15 protein-coding genes are annotated in these 13,798 nt (G+C 35.5%); 4 read left to right on the top strand and 11 right to left on the bottom strand.

Annotated features, from left to right (window positions below; all coding sequences use genetic code 11):
- Positions 1-33 precede the first annotated feature (33 nt).
- From accA to dnaE, 5 genes are all read right to left on the bottom strand, one after another.
- A complete protein-coding gene (accA, locus tag GMD78_RS00465) occupies positions 34-990 on the bottom strand; it encodes an acetyl-CoA carboxylase carboxyl transferase subunit alpha (protein WP_343042040.1) in 957 nt (318 codons plus the stop codon).
- Positions 987-1,847, bottom strand: a complete 861-nt coding sequence (accD, locus tag GMD78_RS00460; RefSeq protein ID WP_155666071.1) for an acetyl-CoA carboxylase, carboxyltransferase subunit beta — start codon at positions 1,845-1,847, stop codon at positions 987-989. The genes accA and accD overlap by 4 nt, the downstream gene beginning before the upstream one ends.
- Before the next feature lie 136 nt (positions 1,848-1,983).
- The gene (locus GMD78_RS00455) at positions 1,984-2,610 is read right to left on the bottom strand and encodes a FadR/GntR family transcriptional regulator (protein ID WP_155666069.1); all 627 of its coding nucleotides are present in this window, start codon (positions 2,608-2,610) and stop codon (positions 1,984-1,986) included.
- A 31-nt stretch (positions 2,611-2,641) separates the two neighbouring features.
- Positions 2,642-3,868, bottom strand: coding sequence for an NADP-dependent malic enzyme (gene ystJ / locus GMD78_RS00450; RefSeq protein ID WP_343042038.1), 1,227 nt, complete (start codon positions 3,866-3,868; stop codon positions 2,642-2,644).
- Between the two features lie 115 nt (positions 3,869-3,983).
- Entirely contained in the window at positions 3,984-7,325 is a 3,342-nt protein-coding gene (gene dnaE / locus GMD78_RS00445; protein WP_155666067.1) for a DNA polymerase III subunit alpha, read from the bottom strand.
- A gap of 140 nt (positions 7,326-7,465) precedes the next feature.
- Between dnaE and GMD78_RS00440 the strand changes: the two genes are divergently transcribed.
- The 3 genes from GMD78_RS00440 (at position 7,466) to GMD78_RS00430 (ending at position 8,626) form a co-directional block, all read left to right on the top strand.
- Positions 7,466-7,801 carry a YtrH family sporulation protein gene (locus GMD78_RS00440; protein ID WP_155666065.1) on the top strand — a complete coding sequence of 112 codons (336 nt, stop codon included), beginning with the start codon at positions 7,466-7,468 and terminating at the stop codon, positions 7,799-7,801.
- The gene (ytrI, locus tag GMD78_RS00435) at positions 7,801-8,304 is read left to right on the top strand and encodes a sporulation membrane protein YtrI (RefSeq protein WP_155666063.1); all 504 of its coding nucleotides are present in this window, start codon (positions 7,801-7,803) and stop codon (positions 8,302-8,304) included. The genes GMD78_RS00440 and ytrI overlap by 1 nt, the downstream gene beginning before the upstream one ends.
- Before the next feature lie 124 nt (positions 8,305-8,428).
- Complete coding sequence (locus GMD78_RS00430; protein WP_155666062.1) at positions 8,429-8,626, top strand: YtzJ family protein; 198 nt, start codon at positions 8,429-8,431, stop codon at positions 8,624-8,626.
- Between the two features lie 91 nt (positions 8,627-8,717).
- On the opposite strand, the gene GMD78_RS00425 is transcribed toward GMD78_RS00430, so the two are convergent.
- Positions 8,718-9,662, bottom strand: coding sequence for a DHH family phosphoesterase (locus GMD78_RS00425; RefSeq protein WP_343042037.1), 945 nt, complete (start codon positions 9,660-9,662; stop codon positions 8,718-8,720).
- Between the two features lie 123 nt (positions 9,663-9,785).
- On the opposite strand from GMD78_RS00425, the gene GMD78_RS00420 reads away from it, so the two are divergent.
- Positions 9,786-10,082 carry a YtpI family protein gene (locus GMD78_RS00420; protein WP_155666060.1) on the top strand — a complete coding sequence of 99 codons (297 nt, stop codon included), beginning with the start codon at positions 9,786-9,788 and terminating at the stop codon, positions 10,080-10,082.
- 17 nt (positions 10,083-10,099) lie between these two features.
- Here GMD78_RS00420 and GMD78_RS00415 read toward each other — a convergent pair whose 3' ends face one another.
- The 5 genes from GMD78_RS00415 to pilM form a co-directional block, all read right to left on the bottom strand.
- Positions 10,100-11,407 (bottom strand): DRTGG domain-containing protein, encoded by a 1,308-nt coding sequence (locus GMD78_RS00415; RefSeq protein ID WP_155666058.1) that lies wholly within the window; start codon positions 11,405-11,407, stop codon positions 10,100-10,102.
- A gap of 82 nt (positions 11,408-11,489) precedes the next feature.
- Complete coding sequence (locus tag GMD78_RS00410; RefSeq protein ID WP_155666056.1) at positions 11,490-11,708, bottom strand: hypothetical protein; 219 nt, start codon at positions 11,706-11,708, stop codon at positions 11,490-11,492.
- Positions 11,709-11,812: 104 nt separating this feature from the next.
- Positions 11,813-12,337 (bottom strand): type 4a pilus biogenesis protein PilO, encoded by a 525-nt coding sequence (gene pilO / locus GMD78_RS00405; protein WP_155666054.1) that lies wholly within the window; start codon positions 12,335-12,337, stop codon positions 11,813-11,815.
- The gene (locus GMD78_RS00400) at positions 12,330-12,872 is read right to left on the bottom strand and encodes a hypothetical protein (protein ID WP_155666052.1); all 543 of its coding nucleotides are present in this window, start codon (positions 12,870-12,872) and stop codon (positions 12,330-12,332) included. The genes pilO and GMD78_RS00400 overlap by 8 nt, the downstream gene beginning before the upstream one ends.
- An 11-nt stretch (positions 12,873-12,883) precedes the next feature.
- Positions 12,884-13,798 carry a type IV pilus biogenesis protein PilM gene (pilM, locus tag GMD78_RS00395; RefSeq protein ID WP_155666050.1) on the bottom strand — a complete coding sequence of 305 codons (915 nt, stop codon included), beginning with the start codon at positions 13,796-13,798 and terminating at the stop codon, positions 12,884-12,886.

Genomic DNA, 13,798 nt, shown 5'->3' with positions numbered 1-13,798 from the left:
ATCATGAGGGTTGCGAATCCTCATGATTATTTTCTATAGTTCTTTGTAATCTCCAATTTGTTTATATTTTTCCCATCTTTGCTCAAGTAATACATCTTCAGATACATTTTTTAGTTCATTCAATGATTTATCTAAAACTAGATCAATATTTTTGGCTTGTTCTTTGATGTCGCGATGAGCTCCACCTTTTGGCTCGGGAATAATCTCATCAATGATCCCTAATTCATGTAAATCAGGTGCTGTAATTTTCATGGATTCTGCTGCCTTTTGAGCCAGTCCTGAATCCTTCCACAAAAGTGCAGCTGCACCTTCAGGAGAAATAACGGAATAAGTTGAGTTCTCTAGCATATGAATTCGATCTCCGACACCTAGTGCTAAAGCACCTCCACTACCACCTTCACCAATAACAATACAAATAATCGGGACGGTTAATCCAGCCATTTCCATTAGATTTCTTGCTATTGCCTCACTCTGACCTCGTTCTTCGGACTCTTTCCCAGGGTCTGCACCCTTTGTATCTATAAATGTTATAATTGGACGATTAAATTTCTCTGCCTGTTTCATATGCCTTAAAGCCTTACGGTATCCTTCAGGGTGTGGCATGCCAAAATTACGACGAAGGTTTTCCTTAGTGTTTTTTCCACGTTGATGCCCGATAACCGTAATCGGTGTATCTTTATAAAAGGCAATCCCTGATACAATAGCTTCGTCATCGCCGAACGAGCGATCTCCATGAAATTCAACAAAATCAGTAAATAATTCATTAATATAATCTAGTGTAGTTGGACGCTCTTGATGTCTTGCCATCTGCACACGTTGCCAAGGCTTTAAATTGCCATATATGTCATCTTCTAAAATTGCTAGACGCTTTTCAAGTGTAATGATTTCCTCTGATAAATCTATCTCGCTATCGTCTGTGAATTTTTTCAATTCCGCAATTTTTTCTTTAAGATTTACAATCGGCTTTTCGAATTCTAATATCTGTTTCACGAAGAGGTCCCACCCTTCTCATGGATTTTCAGAATCGTAACTAAGAGCTGCTTTAAATCATGACGATGGACTACTTGATCCAGTTGTCCATGTTTAAATAAGAATTCAGCCGTTTGAAAATCATCGGGTAATTTTTCACGTGTAGTTTGTTCAATAATACGTCGTCCTGCAAATCCTATTAATGCACCCGGTTCTGCAAAATTATAATCACCTAAGGAAGCAAAGCTTGCTGATACCCCACCGGTTGTAGGGTGTGTCATAACAGAGATCATCAAACCTCCAGCTTCAGAAAATCTTTTAATCGCAACAGAAGTTTTTGACATCTGCATTAAGCTGAGAACTCCCTCTTGCATACGGGCTCCTCCTGATGCTGTAAAAATAATAAACGGTAGAGACTGCTCCTTAGCATTTTCAATAGCACGAGCAATTCTTTCTCCCATTACAGATCCCATGCTTCCCATACGGAAACTAGAATCCATCACAGCAAAGGCGGTTGCTTGTCCATCAATAAGCCCTTTCCCAGTAACTACACCTTCATTTAAACCAGTTTTTTCACGATCCTTTTGCAGTTTTTCTTCATAACCTGGAAACCCCAGTGGGTTACTTGGTGCTAAACCACTATCCCATTCTTGAAACGTTCCCTCATCAAATAAGCTTTCAATTCTTTCCCAAGCTCTTAACTGATGGTGATGACCACAATTCGGGCAAACATTTAAGTTTTTATTCATTTCTTTTCGATAGAATATCTTATAACAACTATCACATTTTTTCATAAGCCCCTCGGGAACATCCAATTTTGCTTGTTCATTTGGGATCGACGCGTATTTCTTCTTTTTGCTAAAAAGGTCTTTAAGCAAAATAACTTCCCCCTTTTTCGTAGGCGCTCATATTAAATATAAGGCGCCATAGTTCAGAAGTGATAATAGATTGACTCGTGTTCTACTAACTATATCGAAATAATAATAAAAAAGGTGTCATAAATGGTCGATAATACTAATTTAAGATTGCAAAATCTTTAAACAATAATTCAATGGATTGATAATCTTTTTTATTATATAGATCAGTTAAATTACGGTAAAAATTCTTTGGATAATGTACCTTATTCATCGTATGAGAATATTCCTCCATAAGCCACCAAATCTTTGATAGTAAAAGGTTTTCCGTCTTTTCAAATATATAACTAAAAAATAAACGATGTTGTTTAGTAATATCCATGGAGTTATCATCTATTATATTGATCAATTCATTTATATGGTCCTTATTTATTCGACCAAAAGCTAACTTCGCAGCTTCTTTTTCTAGAATTTGCTTTGTTGACAACAAACCACTTCTAGTAGAATTATCCTGAAGAATAAAAGATGCCAATACTTCAACGGTTTGAAAAGGTTTGTAGGCACTCAAAAAAGTTCCTTCGCCATGCCTTGTTTCAATTAATCCTAGTAATTCCATTGCGCGTAATGCCTCTCTAACCGAAGACCTACCGGCTTTTAATTTCTCAGATAGCTCTCGTTCAGAGGGTAATTTATCTCCCGTTTTTAATTTATGGTCATCTATTAACTTACGAATTTCCTGCAAAACTCCCTGATATACTTTTTGCTTTGGTGACATGGACACAGCCATGATCCACTCCTTTAAATTCTATTTGCTCCAGTTAAATTTGCGCTAATCTTCTTGTTTTCTCTGCTACTTCCTCCGGGTCAACTTGTATACGAGCTACACCAGATTCCATAGCAGCCTTTGCTACACTTGATGCTACTAAAGGTGCAACTCTAGCATCAAACGGCGCAGGTATTACATAGTCTGCATTTAATTCATTTTCATCAATGAGTGAAGCGATAGCCTCAGCCGCTGCTATTTTCATTTTTTCATTGATACGAGTTGCCCTAACATCTAATGCCCCACGAAAGATTCCAGGGAATGCTAATACATTGTTTACTTGGTTGGGAAAATCTGATCTTCCTGTACCAATTACTTTAGCACCTGCTTCCTTAGCAAGCTCTGGCATAATTTCCGGATCAGGATTAGCCATTGCAAAAATAATAGGGTCGGCATTCATCTTGCTAACCATTTCTTTTGTTAATGCTCCACCAACAGACACACCAATAAATACATCTGCTCCCTCAAGCATTTCTTCAAGGCTACCTTCCTTTTTATCCAAGTTAGTAAACTTAGCAACTTGATCTTTTACATTATTCATTCCGTAAGATCTACCTTCGAAAATAGCTCCTCTTGAATCACACATAACCATGTCACGGACACCAAAATGATATAATAATTTAATAATTGCTATCCCTGCAGCTCCGGCTCCGTTTGCGACTACTTTGATTTCTGAGAAGGATTTTCCAACTAATTTCAATGAATTGATGAGACCTGCAACTGTTACAATAGCAGTTCCATGCTGATCATCATGGAAAATAGGAATATTCGTCTCCTTTTTCAAACGATCTTCAATGATAAAGCAATTAGGAGCAGCAATATCTTCTAAGTTCACTCCACCAAATGTTGGTTCCATCAGTTTTACAGTACGAACAATTTCTTCTACATCATGGGTATCTAAGCAAATTGGGAATGAATCTACTCCTGCAAAGCTTTTAAAAAGTACAGATTTCCCCTCCATAACAGGCAATGCTGCTTCAGGACCGATATTACCTAACCCTAAAACTGCTGAACCGTCACTTACTACTGCAACCATATTTCCTTTCATCGTATAATCATAAACTGTTTCTTTGCGGTCATGAATTTCTTTACAAGGTTCAGCAACACCTGGTGAATAAGCCAGACTTAAATCTCTGGCATTACGTACTGGTACCTTTGATTGTGTGGTTAATTTTCCTTTATTTACTTTATGAATCTGTAATGCTTCGTCACGTAAATTCACGTTATTCTCTCCTTTTGCAGTAGAAGGTATTTAATTAGATATGGTGGTCAGACCACTCGACTATTACATTATAACAGAACGAATATGTCTGTAAAGTATAGACATATTCGTTCTCTTATTTTTCTAGTACAACACTGTTTCTTCCAAAATGTTGATTTAGTTCCTGCAAACAGCGATAGCTTGGCTCCACATTATATTCATGGGATAATTGATATGTTTTCTTTTGATCTTCTTGATAAATAATAATAGGTGTATCACCTGGGTATTGATAAGCTATTTGTTGCACATACTCTAAGGCATCTTTACTAGTTTGGTCGGTTAATTTTATAAATAAACGCTGCTTAGTAGTTATTTGAAGGCTTTTTTCATCAAAAGGTTGAATATCAGAAAGAATCCACTGTAACTTCTCATTCCGCTCCTCTATATTCCCTTGGATGAATATCATTTCTTCTTCCTTCATCCACCTATTTATATCACGATATAGGTCTGGAAAAATTACTGCATCCATTTCACTGGTTTCATCACCAATTGTAATAAAAGCCATTGGGTCACCACGTTTTGTTCGGATTACCTTAATTGATTGGACAATTACTGCGCTTTTTACATACTTTTTACCAGGTAATTTTCGAGCACGATCCATGGTTACATATCCATTTTGTCTTAATTTGATCCGGTAACCTTTCAGTGGGTGGCTTGATAAATAGACTCCTAATAACTCTTTTTCATCAGATAGCTTTTTCATTTGAGTAAAGTCTTCTATATCTACGTAGGTAATTTCTAAATCCAATTGATCTTGAAATAAATTTGGTTGATCGGAAAACTCTCTAAATAAATCCCCTTGTTCCATTGCTTGATCAATAGAAGCTAACAGACTCGCACGATTAGAATGCGTATCATCGAAAGTTCCTGCCATAATCAGTAATTCTAAAGTTGAACGATTGACTAATTTTGTAGAAATCCGTAAACAAAAATCAAATAAATGTTTAAAAGGTCCTGATTTTCGCTCTCTAATGACCTCCTTTACAACCTGATTCCCAATACCTTTAATAGCCATTAATCCCATCCGAATTCCGTCATTTTCAACCGTGTACTTTCCATAACTCTTGTTGATGTGCGGTGGGAGAATCGGAATATTTATATCCTTCATTTCATTTAAATAGAGATGTATTTTTTCATGCTGATTTATCGTAGAACTCAGTAATTCGGCATAGAAATTTTTCGGATAATGCGTTTTTAAGTAAGCTAATTGATAGGCAATTTTACTGTATGCAACCGCATGGCTTTTTGGAAAACCATAATTAGAAAATTTTACGATCCACGCAAAAAGCTCCTCACTTACTTCCTTTGAATAACCATTGCTTAAACAGCCTTGAATGAATTTCTCTTTTTGTTCGTCCATAATCGACTGTTGTTTTTTACTAACTGCTCTTCTTAGGATATCCGCTTCCCCATAGGAATACCCTGCAATCCGATTTGCTATTTGCATGATTTGCTCTTGGTATATTAATACCCCATAGGTAGATTCTAAAATAGGCTTTAGGTCTGGATGTGGATAAGTAATTTCTTTTCGTTTATGTTTACGATCAATATATGTCGAAATAAACTCCATTGGACCGGGACGGTACAATGCATTTACCGCCACAATATCCTCAAAAGCTGTTGGTTTTAATCGAGTTAAGACTTGTCTCATTCCTTCAGATTCTAACTGAAATATTCCATTTGTTAGCCCTCGTTGTAGTAAATTAAATGTAGTTGGATCTTCTTCTGGAATCTGATTTAAGGATAAATGTATCTTTTCTGTATATTGAATGGATTGTAAGATTCTTTCTAATAAAGTTAAATTGCGTAAACCTAGAAAGTCTATCTTTAACAGTCCAATGGATTCCAAATCTGTCATCGTAAACTGTGTTAAACTCGTTTCGTTGGTTCCAATCGTTAAAGGCACGTGCTCGACTAGCGGTTGTTCACTAATAACCACACCTGCAGCATGGGTAGAAACATGCCTAGGAAGTCCCTCTAACACTACAGCTACTTGAAATAACGCCCTCAGTTTTTCGGATTGTTTCACGTAGTTTGCTAGTTCGTTAGATGACTTAACATGTTCAAGGATCGTTTTAGAAGACTGAGCAGGTATCTCTTTTAATACAAAATAAGCATCCTGTTGATCTACTCCTATTGTTTTAATTAATTCACGCAATAAGGAACGGGCAGCAAATGTTCCAAACGTAATAATTTGAGCCACATGCTCTTGTCCATATTTCTCACGCACGTACTGAATCACTTCATCTCGACGCTGATCAGAAAAGTCAATATCTATATCTGGCATAGTCACACGTTCTGGATTTAGAAAACGTTCAAATAGTAAATCATATTTGATTGGATCAACGTCCGTAATTTCGAGTACGTAAGCAACAATTGAACCAGCTGATGATCCCCTTCCAGGACCAACAACAATCTGATTATCTTTCGCATATTTGATGAAATCCCATACAATTAAGAAATAATCACTAAAATGCATTGATTTAATAACATCTAACTCATATTCCAGTCTATTTTTTATCTTTTCCGTAACCGTATCATACCGTTTCTTGAGATTAGCGAAGCAAAGTTTTTCTAAATACTCCTGTGGTGAGGTATTGTCAGGTACAGGATAGGATGGTATCATTCGTTTCTCAAAATCAAAAGATACATTACATTTTTCTTGAATCTCTTGTGTAGCAGCAACAGCCTCAGAATATAACGCCTGCTCCATTTCAATTGTTGAGCGTAAATGGTGTTGTCTTAACTTGGGTACAGCTTGTCCCAATTTCCACTTTTCACCATATTTCATTGCTTGCAAACAATCGAATGCGATATCATCCTTTTCATTTACATAACGAACATCATTGATTGCAACAACTTTTGTTTGGTACTTCTCACCATATGCCTTAGTAGCTGTTGTAATGGCTTGATCTAGTTCCTCTCCATGTTCTTGTATACCTAAGTAGAAATCACCTGGAGCAAACATTTCTTCCCACGAATCGATATAAGGCTTTATTCGATCATAGGAAGTAGAGGTTATTCTCCTTTTCAGTTTACTGCTATGTATTGGTAAAATACCTATTAAATCCTTCGTGAAATCGGTTAGTTTATCTTTTTCAATCCCCGCTAATGAAGAAGTTTGTATTATCGTACTCAGTTTAATAAGTTGTTGATAGGCATAATTATTCTTTGCTAGAACAATACATTCTTCCTGCTCATCATCATTTAAAATCGTGATAACCATTCCGATGATAGGCTTTATACCGTATTTACGACATGCTTTATAAAAAGGTACAGCACCATACAATACATTCTCATCAGTTAAAGCAATTGCATCAAATTCTAATTCACTTGCTTTTTTTACTAACTTTTCAATCGTAATCGTGCTATTCATTAAACTGTATCCACTTCTTACCTGTAAATGGGTAAATGACATACGAATCCCGTCCCTTTAACAATCTCTACTATCTATTATAACGAAAATACATATGTTCTGTATATCCACACACCTTTAACATAACTAGTCCATCTCCATCATACAATGAAAGAAGTAGATCTAAAAAGGGAGCGTCTAATATGGAGGAAAGGTTTTTTGCTTCTCTTATTCATTGTTTCTTTATTGCATTTGGAGTAATAATTGGCGGAACAATTATTGGTAGTATCGGCGCTTTCGCAACTGGCGACGCACCATTTGCCGAAATGAGTCGATTAGCGAGAAAACTTCGTATATGGGCTATTGTTGCAGCTATTGGTGGCACATTTGATGCAATTGAGAATTTAGAAAAAAGTCTTGGTCCAGACGGATCTGCACTCGATATATTAAAGCAAGGATTACTCATTTTATCTGCAATGGGTGGAGTAAAAGGTGCTATGTTATTAATTGGTTGGCTAATTCAGGAGGAGATAACATAATGCATGTTCCACCGTATCATAAAAAACCAAGCTGGCAACGTTTTTTCGTAGGAGTATTTTTCGGGGCATTAATTTCTTATTTTGTTATTATCTTCATGTATGGAACGATGTATGAACGATTATTAGAGGAAAATAGTACAATCCAGTCTAAACTTAAAGACGCTGAAAATTATATTGAAGCATTAGAAGAAGATAATGAAAACCTTGATCAAAAATCCAAACAGCCTACCACCGTTGAATCAATAGAGTTAGAAATTACAAACGCAGAACAACTTCGTATCGATAAATTACTATTGGTTCAACTTGAAGACTTGGTCAAAGAAGAAATTAGTCACATTATCGGCCAAGATATAAATATTGTTTATGAAAGTAATCAATTATTAGAAGCAACGATTGAAAATAAAAATTTTAAGGTCGATGATTTTACGTACTCACTTGAAATCAACCGATTACTCATACATAAGACTGTGAAAATAAGTGCTAAAGCAAAAATATCGAATTAATGTGAACATTTGATGAAACCTTGTATATAATGTAGAGATTACGCAATTTTTTATGTAAAATAGAATTATAATATCATATTTTGTTCTTTACATTTATATACTCTAAAGAAAGGGGTAGATTTAAATGTTAGTCTTACACGAGAAAAGAATTTGTGAGCGTAAGATCAACCAGATTAAAAATGGTTTCTCTGCTTACGCCGAATCAAAAGAACTTATTCGCTTAATGAAAAGAGAGATCATGAAAAACAATCTAGATGTTTATTACGATGAAACACCAACTGGTTGCTGGTTTATACCTATAAAAGAAAGTAAGAGTAGTTAGAGCCATGGATATTCCCAGTTTGTATAACAAACCAAAGATGCATTAAATAGCATTGATCTTTAACCATTTAAAAATCAATGCTATTATTTTTTTACGTACTTTTTTGACAAGCTTCTTCAATTTCGCAAACAACCTTCTCCGCATCATCCCAAGAATAAATAGAAGCTCCCGCAGCTAACGGGTGGCCACCGCCATTGTATCTTGCCGCGATCTCATTAATTATTGGTCCCTTTGAGCGTAGTCTTACACGTATTAAATCCTCTTCCTCAATAAAAAACACCCATGCTTTTATCCCTTCAATATCACCTAGTACACCAACTAGCTGTCCAGACTCCGTTGAGCTTACATGATACTGTTCTAGAATATCTCTTGTTAGTTTGACTGAGCTTACTCCATTTGGAGACAACGTGAATGTTTGCAAAATATATCCCCTTAAACGGGCTATATTAGCTTTCACACTATAGATCCCATCATATAGTTTCGAACGGTCAAAGTTATATGTAACTAAATCAGCTGCATACTGTAATGTCTTTTTTGTTGTACTTGGGAATAAAAACCTTCCAGTATCCCCTACAATTCCTCCATAAAGTAGCCGAGCTGCTTCATCGGTCATCTTTAGTCCTTTCTTTTGATGATTTAAGAAAAATTCATAAATCATTTCACTTGTAGAGCTAGCAGTAGTATCAACCCAGGCAACATCTCCATATGCATCTACATTAGGATGATGGTCTATTTTTATGATTTTATCCGCTAATTCATATCGACCGTCATCAATTCTCTCCATATTTGCCGTATCACAGATAATAACGAGGGCGTTTTTATAGATGTTATCATCTATTTGATCCATCTCTACAAAAAATGTTAAGGAAGGATCATCTTCCCCTACAATATAAACGTTCTTTGTTGGAAAGGATTGATTGATAATTGCTTTCAAACCTGCTTGTGATCCTAATGCATCTGGATCTGGACGTACATGACGATGAATAACAATCGTGTCATAGTTGATGATATTTTCAAATATCTTTTTTGTAGTCACATTATTTTCTCCTTTACTGTTAAATTATTGTCATATCTCTTTCTAGCGTTATGAACAAAAACAAGCTACAATATAAAGTGAGCTCTTTTAGCTGAAAATTATTAACTAGGAGTAGATTATGATATGATTATTTTTCCAATACTCATTGTTTTATCACTTGTATTATATGTATATTATAAAGTTGCTATATTAAAAACGAAAGACGGATTAACACAAGCATATTTCAATGCAAAATCTCGTATTTGTTTAGGAAGCTTTATACTATTATTTGGAATCAATCAATACATATTTTACGGAACAAGAATCTCCCTATTTATCGGAATCATCTTTATTTTCCTTGGTGGGATACAAGTCGTTCGCGGCTTCAAAGAAACAAAACATTACCGCAGCGAATATCGACGCTTAAATCCAGCTGACTAGGTACCTAGTCAGCTTTTTTATCGATCCATAATTTGAGCCATTAATAATGCCTTACCTACTAATTTACGTTCATTAAAAACTTCAACGTCAATTTTTGCATAAATTCTTCCCGCTTCAAGTAACTTCGGTTTAATTGTTAACGAACTATCAATTGGGACTGGCTTTATAAAGTACACGGTTATGTTCTCTACGACCAATTCACCTTTTTTCACATGAGCTAGCATTCGACTACTCGCTTCAGTTACTAGTGATGTAAATACTCCATTTGATAGTGTTCCGAGTTGATTTGTCATCTGTGGAATAACTTTTGCTTGGTATGCCGCTTCTTCTTCCCCAACTTCAACCATGTTACTTGAGACAATATCATCGATCGTCTCCCCAATTTGTGGTTGACGTTGGATTTGCTGTAATGCTTTTATAACATCCTGCCTAGAAACAATCCCTTGCAAAACAGAAGATTGATCAACAACAGGAACTACTTCTATTCCCTCCCAAACCATCATGTGTGCCACATAAGCTAAAGAAGTTTTAGATTGTACAACTATTGGATTTTTAGTCATTACTTTTTCAATTAATAACTCACTGTCTTTCCCAATGATATCCTTCGAGGTTACGATCCCAATTACTCGTTTTTTTTCATCTAATACTGGAAATCTGGTATGAGTTGATCGTTCATTTAATTCATACCAACGTTTTACTGTATCTTTTGCTGTCAACGAAAACGCCTCATCTGATGGAGTGAAAATATCTCCAACAAAGACGATTTCTTTTTTAATCAACTGATCATAAATTGCCCTGTTAATCATTGCTGCAACTGTAAAGGTATCGTAACTAGTCGATATAATTGGAAGCTGTTTTTCATCAGCAAGCTTCTTAATATGATCCTCGGTATCAAATCCACCTGTAATTAAAACTGCAGCACCTTCATTCAAAGCTAATTCATGAGCTTTAACTCGGTTCCCAACAATTAATAGGGAATCCGCTTCCGTATAACGCATCATCGCATCTAATTGCATCGCACCGATTACAAATTTATTTAATGTCTTATGGAGCCCTTCTCGACCGCCCAAGACTTGTCCATCGACAATGTTTATAACTTCCGCAAAGGTTAATCGTTCAAAATTCTCTTTTCGCTTTCGTTCAATACGAACGGTTCCTACACGTTCAATCGTGCTAACTAACCCCTGGTTTTCTGCTTCTTTAATCGCACGATATGCAGTTCCTTCACTTACATTTAAATTCTTGGCAATTTGTCGTACGGATATTTTGTTACCAACATCTAAAGAAATGATATGTTGGATAATTTGTTCATGTTTTGTAGCCATGTTTTGTTCACCGACTTTCAACTGTACTAGTCCAAGTATTAACTAATATTATACAGTTGATTCAACAGAACCTCAATAATTATTAGCGTTGACGTTGCCTAATTTGTTCCTGTTCCATAACTGGTGGGGAAGTCATTTGTAAAAGCGTTGCAAAATTCGCACCTACCACTAACATAAAAAATACCAACCAAGCTCCCCAAAAAACAGCTTCTAATTGTGTTGTTGCAGCAGGGATTAATGGCCAAGCAAAATATAGAAAAAATCCAGCTAATAGCAAACGTAAAATAGCGTAATGAAGCATATCTATTCCTCCTTTATCTACTTTGTAGTAGTTTATGAAGGATCAACGATGATCAGAACCTGTACTACTTTTTCAGAAAAAAACAGGATGTAATTCCATCCTGTTTAGCTTTCTTTGTAATAGGTTGTAATTGTTATGGAAAGGGATACAGACTCCTCACTCTGTTGTACGTCCAACGTATCAATGGTAATTAATCGTTCGCTATCCATAATAGAATCTAAATATTCATTTACATGATCAAGATTCTTTCCTACAATTTCTAACGCATAATGGTTGGCTCGTAATGAAGATTCTTCCTCTTCTTCCCCCCGAGATAACGAGGATATAGATGATATACTTACTTCAGCAGCATCAGCAGTATGTTGAAGATTATATATTACATCGTCTGGCGACTTTTCATTTGGTATTTTTTTTGTAACTCTAGAAAATTCGTCGTTCTCGGTTTCTTCATTTGGTCGATTAATGATGGCTTCATATTGTTCTTCAAACATATTAGCCTGTTTTTCTACGGATAGCATTTCTTCCTTAAGAGGTTTCAACATTACTATATAACTAATCCCATAAACTAGAACAAGAGATAAGATCAATCCTATCGAAAACCAAGTATATGATTTTTTCCAATTATTCACGATGATTAAACTCCTCTCTCATGGAGTCGACGTCAACTTCAAAGGTTAAGGTGGCTTGATAGTTCTCTTCTGCTTGGTAAACATTTGATAATTCGGCATCAATAATGTAAATCTCGTCTAAAAGCATTCCTACATAATTAGCTACATCCTCCAACTGATTAAAGCTTGCTTCTACTGTGAATTGATTACCTTCAGAGTAGGTAAAGCTAGTTAATTGATTCGGTGATGTTAATAATTCCAGTACAGCATTATATAAAGCTACATTTGGTACATGATTATATTCTATTTCACTAATCAATCCCTGTAATTCTTTAAAATGCTCTACAGTTGCATTTTGTTGATTTTTTTCTCTTAGTGATTGTTCCATTTGACTTACTCTATGTTGATCAACTTCTATGGATTTTACATACTGATTTTGTTGGTAAACGAGAACCACTAGTACAACTGCTAACAGAAAAAGAAATATTATACCAAAAACAAGGGGAACAATGTATTTTTTTGGTTGTTTTTCAAGAAAGTTAATTTCTGTATTCATCGTTAGCCCCCTTATCCTTCGTTTTTCAATGCTAAACCTAAGACATCTAAATACTTTATTGATAATTTTTCTAATGGGAATTGAAAGACTGGAATAGATATATTCTCAGTTAAGTTCTTTCTTACACTAGGTAAAGATGGGTAGTCCCCAGATAATAAAATCAGTTCAATGGAAGATTGTCCCTTTGTAATCGAGTATTGATAAAAGTCAATAATACGATTCACTTCGATCATGTATTCATTAATCGTTTGTTCTGCAGATTCCTCTGCTATATTTCCTTGTGGTTCTCTTCCATTAATTTTCATATGTCTTGTAAAAACTGCTTTATCATGTTGAAATGCTGTTAATATAAGACCATCCCTGTTCCAATGAATCAACAACACATGATCGTTTTCTTCGTGTTTATGCTGATAATAAAAACGGAAAACCGATAATGCTGTTAAATCAGCTACAATAGGCCTCAACCCGCTTTTCTCAAATACTTCTTCATAAGCAGAAATTTTTTCCTTTGGGTACGCATAGAGCAGTACGTTTCTAGTTGTCTCACTAGCGTCTATAAAATCAACAGCTAATGATGGATTGGAAAAGGGTAAATATATACTACTTCCAATTTGTGTCCTTATATACCCAATCGCTTCGGCATTTGTCAAAGAAACAGGTATTTGTATTTGCCGAATAACTACTGTGTCATCTGGTACAGAGAAGTAAAGCTTTTTCCGCTTCCATTTATTTTCTTTGACAAGCTTATGTACCACCTCCTCAAAAACAGTTTTATTCTGGACCATACCGTCCACAATCGTACCTTCTGGTAACTCCACTTCCCCATGTGTAATCATACTAACAACAGATGGATTTTTGTGATAGGAATACCTTAAAGCTTGATTTGTGATCACTATATTTACCCTGCCATTATTCATTAAGCCCAT

The organism is Ornithinibacillus caprae, from assembly GCF_009728145.1.
GTDB lineage: Bacteria > Bacillota > Bacilli > Bacillales > Amphibacillaceae > Ornithinibacillus > Ornithinibacillus caprae.
The sequence above is the reverse complement of the archived record's forward strand: the minus strand, read 5'-3'. Positions and strand labels throughout refer to the sequence as shown.

Excerpts from the sequence above, each read along its gene's own strand:
- GMD78_RS00455 (WP_155666069.1), bottom strand. The coding sequence starts at position 2,610 with ATGGCTGTGTCCATGTCACCAAAGCAAAAAGTATATCAGGGAGTTTTG.
- dnaE (WP_155666067.1), bottom strand. The coding sequence starts at position 7,325 with ATGTCATTTACCCATTTACAGGTAAGAAGTGGATACAGTTTAATGAAT.
- GMD78_RS00440 (WP_155666065.1), top strand. The coding sequence starts at position 7,466 with ATGGAGGAAAGGTTTTTTGCTTCTCTTATTCATTGTTTCTTTATTGCA.
- ytrI (WP_155666063.1), top strand. The coding sequence starts at position 7,801 with ATGCATGTTCCACCGTATCATAAAAAACCAAGCTGGCAACGTTTTTTC.
- GMD78_RS00430 (WP_155666062.1), top strand. The coding sequence starts at position 8,429 with ATGTTAGTCTTACACGAGAAAAGAATTTGTGAGCGTAAGATCAACCAG.
- GMD78_RS00420 (WP_155666060.1), top strand. The coding sequence starts at position 9,786 with ATGATTATTTTTCCAATACTCATTGTTTTATCACTTGTATTATATGTA.
- GMD78_RS00415 (WP_155666058.1), bottom strand. The coding sequence starts at position 11,407 with ATGGCTACAAAACATGAACAAATTATCCAACATATCATTTCTTTAGAT.
- GMD78_RS00410 (WP_155666056.1), bottom strand. The coding sequence starts at position 11,708 with ATGCTTCATTACGCTATTTTACGTTTGCTATTAGCTGGATTTTTTCTA.
- GMD78_RS00400 (WP_155666052.1), bottom strand. The coding sequence starts at position 12,872 with ATGAATACAGAAATTAACTTTCTTGAAAAACAACCAAAAAAATACATT.
- pilM (WP_155666050.1), bottom strand. The coding sequence starts at position 13,798 with ATGGGCTTAATGAATAATGGCAGGGTAAATATAGTGATCACAAATCAA.